Source organism: Streptomyces coeruleorubidus (assembly GCF_028885415.1).
Lineage (GTDB): Bacteria > Actinomycetota > Actinomycetes > Streptomycetales > Streptomycetaceae > Streptomyces > Streptomyces coeruleorubidus_A.
Map to the genome: position 1 here is coordinate 573,583 of NZ_CP118527.1, position 15,289 is coordinate 588,871.

The window sequence follows — 15,289 nt, forward strand, 5'->3', positions numbered from 1 at the left end:
CGCCTCGCACGTCGTGCCCGCGCTGCTTCACCCACCACAGGCCGGGCCGGCCGAGAACCGAGAACGGGGAGCCGGATCACCGCATTCGTGGGCCGGGTGCTGGCTATGCCCCCGAGCAGGTGTCGCAAGGCGGTTGAAGCCCGCGAGGCGGGGCGAGACGGTGAAGGGGAAGCCGCCGCCGTCGGGGGTTTTCAGAGCCGCCACGATGTCGGGGTCCGGCTCGCCGAATATCTCGAAGTGCTGCACGGTGCAGTGCTCCATCACGTCGCGGATGTACGGGTCCGACAGCCGCCAGTGCGTGCGAACGGCATCGGAGTCGCGGTAGAGCTGGAAACTGTGCGCCAGCATCCGCTCCTCGTCGATGAAAACCTCCACCATGAGCTGGGGGCCGTGCTCTTGGGTGAAGGCCACCGCCTGAGTGACAGCGTGCCGGAAGCCGTCGAGGTGACCGTCGGTGATGCGCATGGTGTTGCGGAAGAGAATGGTTCCGCTGTTTGAGATCTCCATACGCCGAGGGTCGTACCTGAACCGAGGTTGAGGTCAAGGGTCAGTCGAGCGCGACGCCCGTGTGCCTCTCCAGGGCTTGGACGAGCTGAGTCTGGAACCGTTCGTCCTGCGAGGCGGGGTGGGGTGTCCGGGTCTGCCGGTGGTACCAGTAGCCGCCGGTGGCCGGGGTCACGTCGGGGTGGGTGGCGAGCCATGCCTGCGTCTCGTGGCCGGCGGTCAGATCGTCCGGTGCGCCGCGCCCGCCCATACGGGTGGGGACCCACCCGGGGTCGACCGCGTGGCTGGAGGTTCCTTCCCAGCGGGAGGCGAACGCGAGCGCGAGGGTGGTGACCCACAGTTTGGTGTCGTCGTAGGAGGCGGATCCGACGGCCGGCCGTCGCAGGTCGGTGGAGCCCGTTCGGTGCATGGAGCTGCTGAGGTAGATGAGCCTGGCCGGCTTGTCCATCAGGGCCGTCAGCACGTAGGGCGCGACCGTGTTGACGGTGACGTCCTCCGGGCGGTGCATGACGCCGGCGTTGTGGATGACGGCGTCGAAACGGCCGAACCCGGCGGCCTGCCGGGCGACATCGCGGATCTCGGCCGGCTCGGCCAGGTCCCGGTGATGACGCCTTTCCACCGGGCGCTGTCGTCCGCGCCGGAGAGCCGGGCCGGGTTGCGGACGTGGACGACCACGTCGTGCCCCTCGCCGACCAGCGCCTCCGCCGTGTTGCGCCCGAGCCCGCCGGCCGCTCCGGTCACCAGAACCAATGCCATGTCAGTCATCTCCCATCAGAGCGTCAGGAGCACCTTGGTGGCGCGCCGCTCGTCCATGGCCTTGTAGCCCTCCGCGGCCTCCTCCAGCGGCAGGGTGAGGTCGAAGACCTTGCCGGGGTCGATCTTGCGGTCCCAGATGAGCTGGATCAGGTCGGGCAGGAAGCGGCGTACCGGGGCGGGGCCGCCCTCGGTGTGGATGCCGGCGAAGAACAGGTCGATGCCCTGGATCGCGACGTCGTAGTTGACGCCGACGAAGCCCATGTGCCCACCGGGGCGGGTGGAGTCGATGGCCTGCATCGTCGACTCCTGGGTGCCGACGGCCTCGACCACCGAGTGCGCGCCGAGCCCGCCCGTGAGCTCCTTGATCCTGGCCACGCCCGCGTCACCGCGCTCGGCGACGATGTCGGTCGCGCCGTAGAAGCGCGCCAGCCCCTGCCGCTCGGGGTGGCGGGACATCGCGATGATGCGCTCGGCGCCCAGTTGCCTGGCGGCGAGGACGGCCATCAGGCCGACCGCGCCGTCGCCGACGACCGCGACCGTCTTGCCCGGTCCGGCCTCGGCCGCGACGGCCCCGTACCAGCCGGTGCCGAGCACGTCGGAGGCGGCGAGCAGCGACGGGATCAGGTCCTCGTCCGGCTGCCCCGGCGTGGCGACGAGTGTGCCGTCGGCGTGGGGGATGCGGGCCTTCTCGGCCTGGGTGCCGATCGTCTGCGCCACGAACTCCCGGTGCACACAGCCGGACTGGTAGCCCGCACGGCAGATCTCACACGTGTTGTCGGAGATCACGAACGACCCGACGACGAAGTCGCCCATCTTCACGCTGCGCACGTCGTCGCCGACTTCCTCGACCACGCCCATGTACTCGTGGCCCATGGCCGTGTGGTCGGCGGGCTCGACCCGCGGTAGGGCCACAGGTCCGACCCGCAGATACAGGTCGCGGTCAGCCGGACGATCGCGTCGGTGGGCTCGACGATCTTCGGGTCCGCACGCTCCTCCACCCGGACATCACCGGCCGTGTACATGACTACGCCACGCATGACTGCGTCTCCTTGCCTTCGCTGCTGTGTGCCGACGCCCGCAGCGCCGAGTCCTGCCGGGCGGGTCACCTCACCGCCCGAGGCGCTTGTGATCAGGCCGCGCCACCGGTGGCGGCGGAGCGGAAAGCGCCACGACATCCAGAGAACCAGCCCGTGGCACGGGCAGCGAGTCACTGATGATGGGTGTACTGGCAGTACACCCCAAGCCGCCGGACTCGGCCGTACGGTCGTGCTGTGGACAACCGTGACGAAGTCCGCGAGTTCCTCACCCCGGCGAGCCAAGATCACCCCGCGCGGGCCGGACTGCCGGCCGGCCCCCGGCGCCGCGTCCCCGGACTGCGCCGCAGCGAGGTCGCGGCCCTGGCCGACGTCAGCGTCGAGTACTACGCCAAACTCGAACGCGGCCACCTCGCGGGCGTCTCACCCGCCGTGCTCGAAGCCGTCGCCCGCGTCCTCCAGCTCGACGACGCGGAACGCGCCCACCTGCTCCATCTGGCCCAGGCCGCCGAGGGCTCCGACACCCTCGCCCGCCCCCGGCCCCGCTCCGGCAGGCAGCGCACCCCGCACAAGAGCCTGCAGTGGACCCTGGACGCCATCACCACCGGGGCCGCGTTCGTCGTCAACGGCCGTCTGGATCTGCTCGCCACCGACCAGCTCGCCCGCGCCTTCTTCAGCGACATCTGCGGCTGGGCGGCGGGACCGTCGGGGTTCTGGGCGCCAGGGGTCATACCGGCCACTCCAGCAATCGGATTACCCTATCCAGTTGCCCTCGTTACGCGGACCGTGCTGACCCCCACATCGCGGCCCACAGGCAGTCCTGCCCGGAAACGGCCGACGGGGTCCGCGACGCCGTCGTCCATGGCACACCCGGTCCAGCGAGTTGGACCGGCCCGATGGCGTCGCGCAGTTCGAAGAGTCGGCCACAGATGCGGATGGTGGTGCCGTCCGGCTGGTCGGACAGGCCGAGTGCGTCCGGCGTCGGAAGGCCCTCCCGGTCGCCCCGGGTGGCGACGGCGAAGGCGGCGTTGGTGACGGCTCGGTGGACGAGTCGGAGGCCGTGGACGGCCTCCTGTCCGCAGGCGTCGGCGAGGTGGTGGTCAAGCGGGGCGCACGCGGCGCGACGAGCTTCACCGCCGACAGGGCGAGCGACTGCGCCGCTCGGCGTCGACGTCGTCGATCCGGTCGGCGCGAGCGACGCGTTCGTGGCCGGATGCCTCTCCGGACTCCTGGGCGGCGCGGACATCCCCGCCCGTCTGCGCCGCCTGACCCCGCGGCACGGCAACGGGGCCCGGTTGCCCGCCCGTCCGGCCACCCGGGCCCGAGGTGCTTGCCGAAGAAGTCGGCGAGCTTCTCCGACGCCGGGCCCACTGTTCATCTGAGAGATCACCTCGTCCACATCGAGATCATCACGGCATGGGGCGAGTCACCACCCGCGTGGAAGGGATGGCAGGATCGCGGCCATGTCCCTCATCGTTCCCCGCCTGTGGATCGGCTCGACCGAGATCATCGCCCTCGCCGACGGCGAGGGCCCGTTCTTCTCCCCGCGCGCCGAGGCCTTCCCCGAGGCCACGGCCGCTCAGTGGGCCGAGGCCGACCGCTACGACCCGGGCGCGGTCGACGCGGAGGGCCGCTGGCGGCTCCAGTTCCGCGCGTACGTGATCCGCGGCGACAAGGGCCTCACCGTCGTGGACGCCGGGATCGGTCCGGCGGACAGCCCGGCCGCCTCGTGGGCGCCCGTGCCCGGTGTGCTCCCCGAGTCGCTCGCCGCCGCGGGCATCGACCCGGCCGAAGTCGACACCGTGGTGCTCACACATCTGCACACCGACCACGTCGGGTGGGCGGTCGTGACCGAGGCGGCCGTGCCATCGGCGGGCCGCGCGGTGGACGGTGACACTTCGGCCGGCGGCCGCCGCCCTTATTTCCCGAACGCCGAATACCTGCTCCAGCGGGCCGAGTTCGACGCCCTCGACGCGCTCAACCCGCAGCTTCGCGAGACCCTCACCGACCCGCTCACGGCCGCCGGTCGCCTCCGGCTCCTCGACGGGGACACGCCGCTGCGCACCGGGCGCGCGGTAGCCACGCCCGGTCACACGCCCGGACACCAGAGCGTGCTGGTCGCCGACGGGCGCGAGCTGGCGCTCGTCACCGGCGATCTCCTGGTGCACGCGCTCCAACTGCTCCACCCCGAGCTCGCCTACGCGCACGAGACCGACCCCGAGGCGGCCAGGCACTCAAGAGAGCGCATGCTCGGCCACGAAACCGCCACCACCCTGCACCTGGCGACGCCGCATCTGACGGAGCCGTTCCTCTCGGCGTGATCACGGCCCATGAGTGCCGTCGAGGTCGACGACGGTTTGTTGCCGACGGCACACCGGGACCAACGACCTACTGATCCAAACGAACTGCTTAGGCCTTTGGTGCCCCGCCCACTCGGCCCGAGGTCCGATCCGCCGGCCCCCGGACAGCAGTTAGCGTCCCACCCATGCGCTTAGGACTACTTGGCACCGGCAACGTCGCCCGAGCACTGGCCCACGGCTGGAGCGCCGCGGGGCACGACGTACTCCTCGGCTCACGCCGACCTGAGGAACGGGCTGGCCTCGGCCTCCCCGTGGCGAGCCTTGACGACACAGCCGCCCATGCGGAGGTACTCGTCAACGCCACCCCGGGAACCGTCTCCGTGGAACTCCTGCACTCCATCGGGGCACCGGCACTGGCCGGCACCCTGCTCATCGATGTCGGGGTCGGTCTCTCCGACGACTTCACCGAGCTCTCGCACCCCAACAGCAGCCTTGGGGAACAGATCCAGGAAGCCTTTCCCCTGACCCCCGTCGTGAAGACGCTGTGCACCATGGACTCGACGGTGATGGTAGCCCCGGGCGAACTGGACGGCCCGAGCACCGTCTTCCTCTCCGGCGACGACGCCGAAGCCAAACGGACCACCGGCCGACTGCTCACCGATCTCGGCTGGCCCCCGTCGTCCCAGCTCGACATCGGCGGCATCGGCACAGCGCGCGGACAGGAGCATTTCGCCCTGCTATTCATGGGCATCGTGGGCGGTCTGGGTTCTCATACGTTCAACATCAACGTCGTCGCCCGCCCGTCTGCCTGACAGGTTGCAGCACCGTCAGTTGTCGCCGACGGAACGCTCCTCGTCCTCGTCCCCGGTCGCCCCGTCGCCGTCTTCCGGCGCCGGCCCCAGCAGGACCTCGATGCCCGCGCGCAGGTACCGCTCCAGCGTGGCGTCCGGCGCCGAGACCAGGGCGGGTGGGCGGATCTCCGTGCGCATCAGGCTGGTGCCGAGCATCCAGGCCGCAAGGAGTTCCGCCCGCAGGTCGGCGTCGGGGCCGTCGATGCGGGCGGCCAGGCGCTTGGAGAACACCTCCGTGAAGTCCGCGCGCAGCCGCGCCACCGCCTCGTCCCGGCCGGAGGACCGCAGCACGGAGAGCACCGGATGCGGGAAGTCACCCTCCTTCGGCTGCCCCATGAGCAGCGCGCAGAACCAGTCGGGTATCGCCTCGACCGGCTCGCTCAGCAGCGGCTCGAACATCTTTCCGGAGCTCGAAACGTCGTTGAACAGCGCTTCTTTCGAGCCGAAGTAGCGGTAGACGAGGGCGGCGTCCACGCCCACGTCGCCCGCGATGTCGCGCACGCTGGTGCCCTCGTAGCCGTACTTGCCGAATCGGAAGGACGCGGCGGCCCGCAGCGCGGTGCGCGTCGCCGAGGCCGAGCGTTTGCGGCCGGGCCGGCGGGCCACCTCCTCGGCCGCCTCGCCGTTGTGTACTCCGGTCACGTACCGCACCTCCGTGGTCCTTTCGGCGCTTCCGCCGTCCGCCCATGTTCCAGTCTGTGGCGGCTGTCTCAAAGTCACCGATCGATGTCATCAATCGTTGACTTACATTCTCGCCGCATGCGATACCTGACTCACGTCAACGACTGGTGACTTGAGTCCTGGCTCTGCCCGGGCCGTACGACGGAGTCGGCCCTTCCAGGTCCGCCCGCACGACGCGGTCGAGCGCGCCCTCGCGCGTCCCTCGACCGTCGCAAGCGGGCACCCCCACCGACCGGAAAAGGTGATCTTCTGTGCCTGCTCGACGCGTCGCCGTGATCGGAACCGGCTACGTCGGACTGACAACCGGCGCCTGCCTGGCCTCTCTGGGGCACTCTGTGGTGTGCGCGGACGCCGACCCGCACAAGGTCGAGCGGCTGCGCGAGGCCCGGGTGGACATCCTGGAGCCCGATCTGCCCGAGACCGTCCGGGACGCCCTGGACGCGGCCCGGCTCGACTTCACCGGCGACACCGCGGCCGCCGTCGCCGAGGCCGAGGTGGTGTTCCTGTGCCTGCCCACGCCCATGGGGGCGGGCGGCGCGGCCGATCTCGCCGCCGTGGAGGCCGTCGCCGCGCAGATCCGCGACGTGCTGCCGCCCGGCTGTGTCGTCGTCAACAAGTCGACGGTGCCCGTCGGGACGTGCGAGCGCGTCGCCGCGCTGCTCGACCGGGACGACGTGGCCGTGGTGAGCAACCCGGAGTTCCTGCGCGAGGGCCGCGCCGTCCACGACTTCCTGCACCCCGACCGGATCGTCATCGGCGCCGCCGACCGGGACGCCTCCCGGCGCGTGGCCGACCTGTACGCCGGACTGGACGCGCCGCTGGTGCTCACCGACGCCGCCAGCGCCGAACTGACCAAGTACGCGGCGAACTTCTTCCTCGCGATGAAGCTGTCCTTCGCCAACAACCTCGCCACCGTCTGCGAACGCTTCGGCGCCGACATCAACGACGTCACCGAGGGCATCGGCCGGGACCCGCGCATCGGCTCCGCGTTCCTGCGGCCCGGGCCCGGCTGGGGCGGCTCCTGTCTGCCCAAGGACACGCACGCCCTGCTGACCGTGTGCGAACTGGCCGGCGTCGACTTCCCCCTGCTGCGCGCCACCATCGAGACCAACGTCACCCACCAGCAGCAGCTCGTCGAACGTGTCGCCGCCGCGTGCGGGCGCGGCACGGACGGCTCGCTGCACGGCGTACGGCTGGCCCTGTACGGCCTGACCTTCAAGGCCGGCACCTCCGACCTGCGCGACTCCCCCGCGCTCTCCATCGCCCGGCTGCTGCGCGAGCGCGGCGCCGAACTCACGGCGTACGACCCGGCGTTGCGCGAGGAGCGGCCCGACCTGAGTGATCTGGTCGACCTCGCCGACGACCCGGTGCGGGCGGCGGAGGGGGCGGCGGCCTGTCTGGTCCTCACCGAGTGGCCGGAGCTGCGCGACCTCGACTGGGCGGCGATCGCCGCTCGTATGGCCGGCCGGGAGGTCCACGACTTCCGCAACCTGCTGGACGCGGACCGGCTCGCGCGGGCCGGGCTGACCTGTCACGGCATCGGGCGCGCGGAGGTACCGACGCGGGTGGCGTGACACCTGTGCTCCCCCGCCCCCCTGCCCCCTTCCTTTCTTCCCTCCGAAGAAGAATCCCAAGAGAAAGGCTCACCCATGCGGGTTCTGTGCACCACGCTCGGGAGTCCCTCCCACGGGCGTGCTCAGCTGCCCCTGCTGCGCGCCCTCGCCGAGGCCGGGCATCAGGTGCTGGTGGTCACCACCGAGGCCCTCGTCCCCGTCTTCCGTGACGACGACGTACAAGTGAACGCCGCTTTACCGGAGTTCGATCCGCTCGCCGCGATGGGCCCGTACCTCGCCGAGCTCGGCGACACCCCCGACCTGACGGAGCCGACGGCGGCGCTGACCCGGCTGCTGATGCGCCACCTGGCCGGGTCGGGAGTCAAGCCGCACCTGGACGTCCTGCTCCCCATCGCCCGGGACTTCCGGCCCGATGTGATCCTGCGGGACGGCATGGACATGGGCGCGGTCCTCACCGCCGAACTGCTCGGCGTGCCGCAACTGCCGACGCCTTCCGGGTTCAGCAACATCCTGGACCCCGCCGAGGTGCTGCCGCAGCTGAACGAGCGGCGCGAGGAGCTGGGACTTCCCGTCCGGGACGACCCGCTGTCCGTCGTACCGCACGGCCGGGTCGACTACGTGCCGCCCGCCTTCTCCTTCGCCCGGCACCTGCCCAAGACGTGGGCCTACCGGCAGACGGTGGACGTCGAGCGCGGCGGGGTGCTGCCTCAGTGGGCCGCCGGACTGCCCACGGACCGGCCGCTGGTGTACGCCGCGATCGGTACCGCCCTGCCTGGGATACGTGCGCGCATGGCGGACCGGGAAACGCCTCCGCCCGTGCAACTGCCGGACAGCACCGAGAGCCTGCGCGCGATCGTGGGGGCCGCGGCCGAGCTGGACGACTGCACGGTGGTCGTGTCGACGTCCGGGTGCCGGTGGACACCGAGGGGCTGCCCGGCCACGTCCACGTCACCGAGCGGGTGCCGCAGCCGCTGCTGCTGGAGTCGGTCGACCTGTTCGTCACCCACGGGGGCTTCAACAGCATCCGCGAGGCCATGCGCACCGGCACGCCGCTGGCGGTCCTGCCGCACTTCGGGGACCAGCCCGCCAACGCGGAGCGCGTGGAGGAGCTGGGCCTGGGCCGTCACATCGCGGACCGCAGCGCGGCCGGCATCGCCGACGTGTGCCGCAAACTCCTCGCCGATCCCGAGCCTCGGGCGCGGGCCCGGTCGGCCCAGCTGGCGATGCTGACGCTGCCGGAGGTCGGGCAGGCGGTCGGTGACCTGGCCGGCATCGCCGGCTAGCCCCCCGGCCCCCGGCGCGGGTCGCTCCGGAGCTCCGGGGTGGCCCGCGCCCGCGAGCCGTACCCGCCCCCACCCCCGAGGACGACACGTGACCTTCTCCGACACCCAAGAACAGGGCGCGGCCGGGGACATGCCCCCGCGGCTCAGTCACCGGCAGATCACCACCGTCATGTCCGGGCTGGTGCTCGGCATGTTCCTGGGGGCGCTGGACCAGACGGTGGTCTCGTCCGCGCTGCGGACCATCGCCGACGACCTGCACGGGCTGACCGCCCAGGCATGGGTGACCACCGCGTATCTCATCACCGCCACCATCGCGACGCCGCTGTACGGCAAGCTCTCCGACATCCACGGCCGCAGGCCCGTCTACCTCGCCGCGATCGCTCTGTTCACCGTCGGCTCGCTGCTGTGCGGATGCGCCACGTCGATCTATCAACTCGCGGCGTTCCGCGCCGTGCAGGGTCTCGGCGGCGGCGGTCTGATGTCGCTGGCGATGACGATCGTCGCCGACATCACCACCCCGCGCGAAAGGGGCCGCTACCAGGGTTACTTCATGGCCGTGTTCGGCGGCGCCAGCATCGTCGGCCCGCTGGTGGGCGGCGCGTTCGCGGACCGGGCCGACCTGCTCGGCATAGCCGGCTGGCGGTGGATCTTCCTGATCAACGTGCCGCTCGCCGCCGCGGCCGCGGTGGCGATCATGCGCGTGCTGCGCTTCCCGCACCGGCGGGTGCGGCACCGGCTCGACTACGCCGGGGCGCTCGCCCTGGCCGTGGGACTGGTGCCGCTGCTGACGGTCGCCGAGCAGGGCCGCGTCTGGGGATGGGACTCGCCCCGGGCCCTGTTGATGTACACGATCGGCGTGGCAGGACTTGCGGTGTTCGTCGTGGTCGAGCGACGGTCGGGCGACGCCGCGCTGCTGCCGCCGCGCCTGTTCCGCATCCGGACCTTCCGGCTGGGCGTCGGGCTGCATTTCGTCGTCGGCATCGGCATGTTCGGCGCGATGACGACGCTGCCGCTCTACCTCCAGCTCGTGCGCGGCATGAGCCCCATCGCGGCAGGCCTGGCCACGCTGCCCACGGTCGCCGCGAACCTCGCGGTGACGCTGCTGACGGGCCGGATGATCGCCCGGACCGGCCGGTTCAAGGTCCATCTCGTCGCCGGTGTCGGCTCGTTCACCGCCGCGATGCTCGTGTTCGCCACGCTGCGCGTGGACAGCCCGCTGTGGCATCCGGCGCTCGGCATGGCTCTGATGGGCGCGGGACTCGGTGCGTCGATGCAGACGCTCACCACGCTCGCGCAGTGCGAGGTGCCCCGTACGGACATGGGCGCGGCGACGGCGTCCGTCAACTTCTTCCGCTCCAACGGCGGCACGGTCGGCACCGCGGCGTTCCTGTCGATCCTGTTCACCACGGCGGCCGGCAGCATCGCGGACCGACTGGCCGAGGCCCGCCACGACCCGGCCTACCGCCACCTTCTCGCCCGGCCCGACAACGCGCACGCCCTGACGGGCGTCCTCCGCCCCGGCGGCGGCGTCAACCTGGAGGACTCCGCCTTCCTGCGCACCCTCGACCCGAGCGCGGCACTGCCGTTCCTGGAGGGCTACGTCACCTCGATGCGCACCGTCTTCCTCACCGGTGCCGCGGTGTCCCTGGCCGCCTTCGCGCTGGCGGCCTGGCGGGTTCCTGACCTCACGCTCGCCGACGAGTAGCGTCCAGACGACGTCGTATGTCAGGTCCTGGCCCCTTCTTGAGGAGGGGCCTCGTCATACTTCCGGGGGACGGGCCGGCCCTCGCTCACACTTTCGGCCGTCCCCGGAAACGGGCATGTGGAGGGACGCCCCGCGGATCACGGGCGCGGACGATGGACGGGTCCTCGAAGAACAGTTCCCGACAGGAGCCCCCTCGTGATCACCACACCCACCGCTCGCCGCGCCACCGCGGTGGCCGCACGCGCCGCGGATCTGTCCAAGGTGTACGGACAGGGCGAGACCCGGGTGATCGCCCTGGACCACGTCACCGTGAACTTCCACCAGGGCGAGTACACCGCGATCATGGGGCCCTCGGGCTCGGGCAAGTCGACGCTGATGCACTGCGTGGCCGGCCTCGACTCCTTCAGCGGCGGCTCGGTCCGCATCGGTGACACCGAGTTGGGCTCGCTCAAGGACAAGCAGCTCACGCGGCTGCGGCGGGACAAGATCGGTTTCATCTTCCAGGCGTTCAACCTGCTGCCGACCCTGACGGCCCTGGAGAACATCACGCTGCCCATGGACATCGCGGGCCGCAAGCCCGACCGGGAGTGGCTGCGCAAGGTCATCGACATGGTCGGCCTGTCCGATCGGCTGGATCACCGGCCCGCGCAGTTGTCCGGCGGCCAGCAGCAGCGTGTCGCCGTGGCCCGCGCGCTGGCCTCCCGCCCCGAGATCGTCTTCGGTGACGAGCCGACCGGAAACCTGGACTCGCGCTCGGGCGCCGAGGTGCTGGGCTTCCTGCGCCATTCCGTACGGGAGTTGGGGCAGACCGTGGTGATGGTGACCCACGACCCGGTGGCCGCCTCCTACGCGGACCGCGTGATCTTCCTCGCGGACGGCCGGATCGTCGACGAGATGCTCCGGCCCACGGCGGACGGCGTGCTCGACCGCATGAAGGAGTTCGACGGCAGGGGCCGCACCAGCTGAGCCTCCCAGGGCGCAGCGCCCCTCCCCGTACGCCACCGGACACCCACCCCAGGACCCGCAACTCATGTTCCGTACCGCCTTGCGCAATGTGCTCGCGCACAAGGCCAGGCTGCTGATGACCGTGCTCGCCGTGATGCTCGGCGTGGCCTTCGTCTCCGGCACGCTGGTCTTCACCGACACCCTCTCCCACGCCTTCCGCAAACAGTCGGCCAAGAGCTACGACGACGTCGCCGTCGGCATCACCTCCTACGTCGACAGCGACACCGGACAGGAGACGGGCCTGTCCCAGCGGACGCTCGACAGGATCGGCGAACTGGACGGGGTCGCCTCCGTCACCGGACGGGTGAACGGCTTCGCCGGGGTCGCCGACCCCGACGGCAGGCTCATCGGCGCCGACTGGTCCAACACGGGCTCCAACTTCGCCCCCGGCAAGGACGGCAAAGACCCCGCCTACGACTTCACCGACGGCGCCGGCCCGGTGCGGGACGACCAGATCGCACTCGACAGGGACACCGCCGCCAAGGGCGAGTACGAGGTCGGCGACAAGGTGCGCGTCGCCACGAACGGCCCGGTCAAGGAGTTCAGGCTCACCGGTGTCTTCACCACCGACGACGGTGCCGTCAGCGTCGGCGGCAGCCTGGTCCTCTTCGACACCTCCCTCGCCCAACGCCTCTACCTGAAGCCGGGCCACTTCCACGACGTGACCGTCACCGCCGCGCCCGGCGCCGACGACGAGAAGATCCTCGACGCCATCAAGCCGCTGATGCCCGAGAACTCCGAGGCGCAGACGGGCGCCACGCTCGCCGAGGATCAGGCCTGGACGATCGAGCAGGACATGAGCAGCCTCAACCAGATGCTGCTGGGCTTCGCGGGCATCGCGCTCTTCGTGGGCGTGTTCCTGATCGCCAACACCTTCACCATGCTGGTCGCCCAGCGCACCAGGGAACTCGCTCTGATGCGCGCGGTGGGTGCCTCGCGCAAACAGATCACCCGCTCCGTGCTGACCGAGGCCGGTCTGGTCGGTCTGGTCGCTTCCGTGGTCGGCTTCGGACTCGGTGTGGCCCTGGCCGCCGGGCTGCGCTCGGGGATGGCCGCGTTCGACATGAAGGTGCCGGCCGGCCCCCTGGTCATCGGTACGACGCCGCTGATCACCGCGCTCGCCGTCGGCATCCTCGTCACCATGTTCGCGGCCTGGCTGCCCGGCCGCCGCGCCGGGAAGATCCCGCCGGTGGCGGCGATGAACAGTGTCCACGCGGTGGCGACCACCAAGTCGCTGGTCGTACGCAACTCCATCGGGGCCGCTGTCACCGCGCTCGGCGTCGCGCTGATCACGGCGGGTGCGCGATCGGCGAGCAGGGCCGGGAGATCATCGGCGGCGGTGCGTTCTTCGCGCTGGTCGGCGTGATCGTACTGATCCCGCTGCTGTCCCGCCCGGTCATCGCGCTCGTACGGCCCTTCCTGGTCCGTGCCTTCGGGGTGGCCGGCAAGCTGGCCGGGCAGAACGCGGTCCGCAACCCGCGCCGAACCGGCGCCACCGCCTCCGCGCTGGCCATCGGTCTGACGCTGGTCACCGGCCTGTCGGTGCTGGGCGTCTCGATGGGCGCGGCGCTGGACCGGGCGACCACCGAGCAGATCAAGGCCGACTACATGGTCGAGACAGCCGCCGCCGGTGGCCTTGACCGGTCCGCGCTGACCGCGCTGGACAGGACGCCGGGTGTCTCGGCCCTCTCGCCGGACCAGTCGGCGTACTTCCGCGTCAAGGACGATTTCGTGCCGGCGACGGGCGTCACGCCGGGCGATGTCGAGCGGGTCCTCGACATCGATGTGGTGAACGGTTCGCTGAGCTCGCTCGGCAAGGGGCAGATGGCGGTCGACGAGAAGACGGCCACCGAGCAGGGCTGGAAGGTCGGTGCCACGGTGCCGGTCACGTTCGAGGACGGCAAGAAGGGCTCACTGAAGGTCGGCGCCGTCTACGAGGAGGGGGCGGTGCTCTCCTCGGTGCTGGTGGACACGAAGGTCGTCACCCCGCACGAGGCACAGCCGTACATCTCCCGGATCTTCGTGAAGATGGACGGCGGCCCCAGCGACGCGAACGAGAAGGCACTGATCAGCGCCCTCGGCAAGAACCCGGCGGTCGCTGTCATGGACCAGAAGGACATCCGCGACGAACTCGGCGGCGCCGTCAACATGATGCTGAACATCATGTACGGGCTGCTGGCGATGGCGCTGCTGATCGCGGTGCTCGGCGTGGTCAACACCCTGGCCATGTCGGTCTTCGAGCGTCAGCAGGAGATCGGCATGCTGCGGGCGATCGGCCTGGACCGTCCCCGGGTGAAGCGGATGGTCCGCCTGGAGGCCGTCGTCATCTCCGTCTTCGGCGCGGTGGTCGGCGTCGCCCTCGGCACGTTCCTGGGCTGGGCGATCGGCCAGACCACCAAGGGCGATCTGCCGAAGTACGCGCTGGTCGTCCCGTGGGACCGGATCGGGATCTTCCTGGTCCTGGCAGCCTTCGTGGGCGTCCTGGCCGCGATGTGGCCGGCGCGCAGCGCCGCGAAGCTCGACATGCTGAACGCCATCAAGGCCGAGTAGGCCGGTTGTCGGGGGCGGGCTCCCCCTATACTCACTATTGGTAACTAATCACTCCAGCGTAACCAGCGGAGGTGCGTGACGCATGTCGCAACACCCAGCCTTCGACGTGCTCACGGCGACCTGCCCGTCGCGCACCTCACTGGCCCGGATCGCCAACAAGTGGACCGCCATGATCGTGATCGCGCTCGGCCCGGGCCCGATGCGCTTCGGCGACCTGCGCACCACGGTCGACGGGATCAGCGCGAAGGTCCTCACCGACACCCTGCGGGACCTCGAACGCGACGGACTCGTCGCGCGCCACGCGTACGCCGAGATCCCGCCCAGGGTCGAATACGAACTCACCGCCCTCGGACAGACCCTGCACGCTCCCCTGCGCGCTCTGGGCCAGTGGGCCGAGGCGCACATCAACGCGGTACTCGCGGCACGCGAAGCCTACGACGCCCAACGCTGACGCCTCCAAGCGCTTCCCCGGCCATCGACGGCACGAGGCCTTCCCGACCGGCGGTCGGGAAGGCCTCGATGCGTCGCGGCGCTGCGGGCCGGTTGGAGAACCCGGCGGGCTCACCGGCCCCAGAACTCGTCCTCGGCCGCCTGGTCGCCGGAGAACAGCCACATCTCGACGATCTTCCCGTCCCTGACACGCAGGACGTCCACGCCGTCCATGCTCATCGACGCGCCGTCGCGCCGACCGGAGAAGTGGATGCCGGCCGCCACCATGTCGTCGTTGCCCATGAGGGTATGGACGGCGTCGATCGCGAAGGAACCCTGGCTGGTCTGCATCATCCCGCCGAGCATCGCGAAGACGGCGTCACGCCCCTTCCGCTCGCCCGAGAACTGGTTGGCGCCGGGCTGGTGCCAGACGATCCCCTCGTCGAGGAGTTCACCCACCCTGGCCAGGTCACCCTGCTGTACAGCCTGGAAGTACTCACGGGCGATGTCGACGTTCGTACCGGTCATCACACTCACTCCTTGAACCTGCGTTCTCCCTGGTGCTGCCAATACTTACGATCGGTAACCAGTCACCTCAAGGTAACTATTGGGATCGT

At 70.7% G+C, this 15,289-nt stretch carries 12 protein-coding genes and 4 pseudogenes; 10 read left to right on the plus strand and 6 right to left on the minus strand.

All coding sequences use genetic code 11. The features are described 5' to 3' along the window. Window positions 1-27: 27 nt before the first annotated feature. The 4 genes and pseudogenes from PV963_RS02800 to PV963_RS02810 all read right to left on the minus strand — a co-directional run bounded on the left by PV963_RS02800 (window position 28) and on the right by PV963_RS02810 (window position 2,297). Entirely contained in the window at window positions 28-507 is a 480-nt protein-coding gene (locus PV963_RS02800; RefSeq protein ID WP_274813972.1) for a hypothetical protein, read from the minus strand. A gap of 40 nt (window positions 508-547) precedes the next feature. After that, complete coding sequence (locus tag PV963_RS02805) at window positions 548-1,123, minus strand: short-chain dehydrogenase (protein ID WP_274813973.1); 576 nt, start codon at window positions 1,121-1,123, stop codon at window positions 548-550. Window positions 1,124-1,194: 71 nt separating this feature from the next. After that, window positions 1,195-1,269: pseudogene (locus PV963_RS43510) on the minus strand (short-chain dehydrogenase); the annotation flags it as partial. Window positions 1,270-1,275: 6 nt separating this feature from the next. Further along, a pseudogene (locus PV963_RS02810) lies at window positions 1,276-2,297 on the minus strand (zinc-dependent alcohol dehydrogenase family protein). Window positions 2,298-2,531: 234 nt separating this feature from the next. Between PV963_RS02810 and PV963_RS02815 the strand changes: the two are divergent. The 3 genes from PV963_RS02815 to PV963_RS02825 all read left to right on the plus strand — a co-directional run bounded on the left by PV963_RS02815 (window position 2,532) and on the right by PV963_RS02825 (window position 5,406). After that, window positions 2,532-3,329: a helix-turn-helix domain-containing protein gene (locus PV963_RS02815; protein ID WP_274813974.1), complete on the plus strand. Its 798-nt coding sequence runs from the start codon at window positions 2,532-2,534 to the stop codon at window positions 3,327-3,329. 428 nt (window positions 3,330-3,757) lie between these two features. Next, window positions 3,758-4,615 (plus strand): MBL fold metallo-hydrolase, encoded by an 858-nt coding sequence (locus tag PV963_RS02820; protein WP_274813975.1) that lies wholly within the window; start codon window positions 3,758-3,760, stop codon window positions 4,613-4,615. 164 nt (window positions 4,616-4,779) lie between these two features. Further along, entirely contained in the window at window positions 4,780-5,406 is a 627-nt protein-coding gene (locus tag PV963_RS02825; RefSeq protein WP_274813976.1) for an NADPH-dependent F420 reductase, read from the plus strand. A gap of 15 nt (window positions 5,407-5,421) precedes the next feature. On the opposite strand, the gene PV963_RS02830 is transcribed toward PV963_RS02825, so the two are convergent. Continuing rightward, window positions 5,422-6,087 (minus strand): TetR/AcrR family transcriptional regulator, encoded by a 666-nt coding sequence (locus tag PV963_RS02830; RefSeq protein WP_274813977.1) that lies wholly within the window; start codon window positions 6,085-6,087, stop codon window positions 5,422-5,424. A 290-nt stretch (window positions 6,088-6,377) separates the two neighbouring features. Between PV963_RS02830 and PV963_RS02835 the strand changes: the two genes are divergently transcribed. From PV963_RS02835 to PV963_RS02860, 7 genes and pseudogenes are all read left to right on the plus strand, one after another. Beyond that, entirely contained in the window at window positions 6,378-7,700 is a 1,323-nt protein-coding gene (locus PV963_RS02835) for a UDP-glucose dehydrogenase family protein (protein ID WP_274813978.1), read from the plus strand. A gap of 75 nt (window positions 7,701-7,775) precedes the next feature. Beyond that, a pseudogene (locus tag PV963_RS43515) lies at window positions 7,776-8,378 on the plus strand (glycosyltransferase); the annotation flags it as partial. Between the two features lie 281 nt (window positions 8,379-8,659). After that, entirely contained in the window at window positions 8,660-8,983 is a 324-nt protein-coding gene (locus tag PV963_RS43520; RefSeq protein WP_342456357.1) for a glycosyltransferase, read from the plus strand. Between the two features lie 88 nt (window positions 8,984-9,071). Continuing rightward, window positions 9,072-10,688: an MDR family MFS transporter gene (locus PV963_RS02845; RefSeq protein WP_274813979.1), complete on the plus strand. Its 1,617-nt coding sequence runs from the start codon at window positions 9,072-9,074 to the stop codon at window positions 10,686-10,688. Window positions 10,689-10,883: 195 nt separating this feature from the next. After that, a complete protein-coding gene (locus tag PV963_RS02850; RefSeq protein ID WP_274813980.1) occupies window positions 10,884-11,654 on the plus strand; it encodes an ABC transporter ATP-binding protein in 771 nt (256 codons plus the stop codon). Window positions 11,655-11,718: 64 nt separating this feature from the next. Beyond that, window positions 11,719-14,243, plus strand: a pseudogene (locus PV963_RS02855) (ABC transporter permease). An 82-nt stretch (window positions 14,244-14,325) separates the two neighbouring features. Further along, window positions 14,326-14,694: a winged helix-turn-helix transcriptional regulator gene (locus PV963_RS02860; RefSeq protein ID WP_274813981.1), complete on the plus strand. Its 369-nt coding sequence runs from the start codon at window positions 14,326-14,328 to the stop codon at window positions 14,692-14,694. A 110-nt stretch (window positions 14,695-14,804) separates the two neighbouring features. Here PV963_RS02860 and PV963_RS02865 read toward each other — a convergent pair whose 3' ends face one another. Continuing rightward, on the minus strand, window positions 14,805-15,200 hold the full coding sequence (locus PV963_RS02865; protein WP_274813982.1) for a nuclear transport factor 2 family protein: 396 nt from the start codon (window positions 15,198-15,200) through the stop codon (window positions 14,805-14,807). Window positions 15,201-15,289: the final 89 nt, after the last annotated feature.

Coding starts and splice junctions, on each gene's coding strand:
- PV963_RS02820 (WP_274813975.1), top strand. CDS start 3,758: ATGTCCCTCATCGTTCCCCGCCTGTGGATCGGCTCGACCGAGATCATC.
- PV963_RS02865 (WP_274813982.1), bottom strand. CDS start 15,200: ATGACCGGTACGAACGTCGACATCGCCCGTGAGTACTTCCAGGCTGTA.
- PV963_RS02800 (WP_274813972.1), bottom strand. CDS start 507: ATGGAGATCTCAAACAGCGGAACCATTCTCTTCCGCAACACCATGCGC.
- PV963_RS02825 (WP_274813976.1), top strand. CDS start 4,780: ATGCGCTTAGGACTACTTGGCACCGGCAACGTCGCCCGAGCACTGGCC.
- PV963_RS02860 (WP_274813981.1), top strand. CDS start 14,326: ATGTCGCAACACCCAGCCTTCGACGTGCTCACGGCGACCTGCCCGTCG.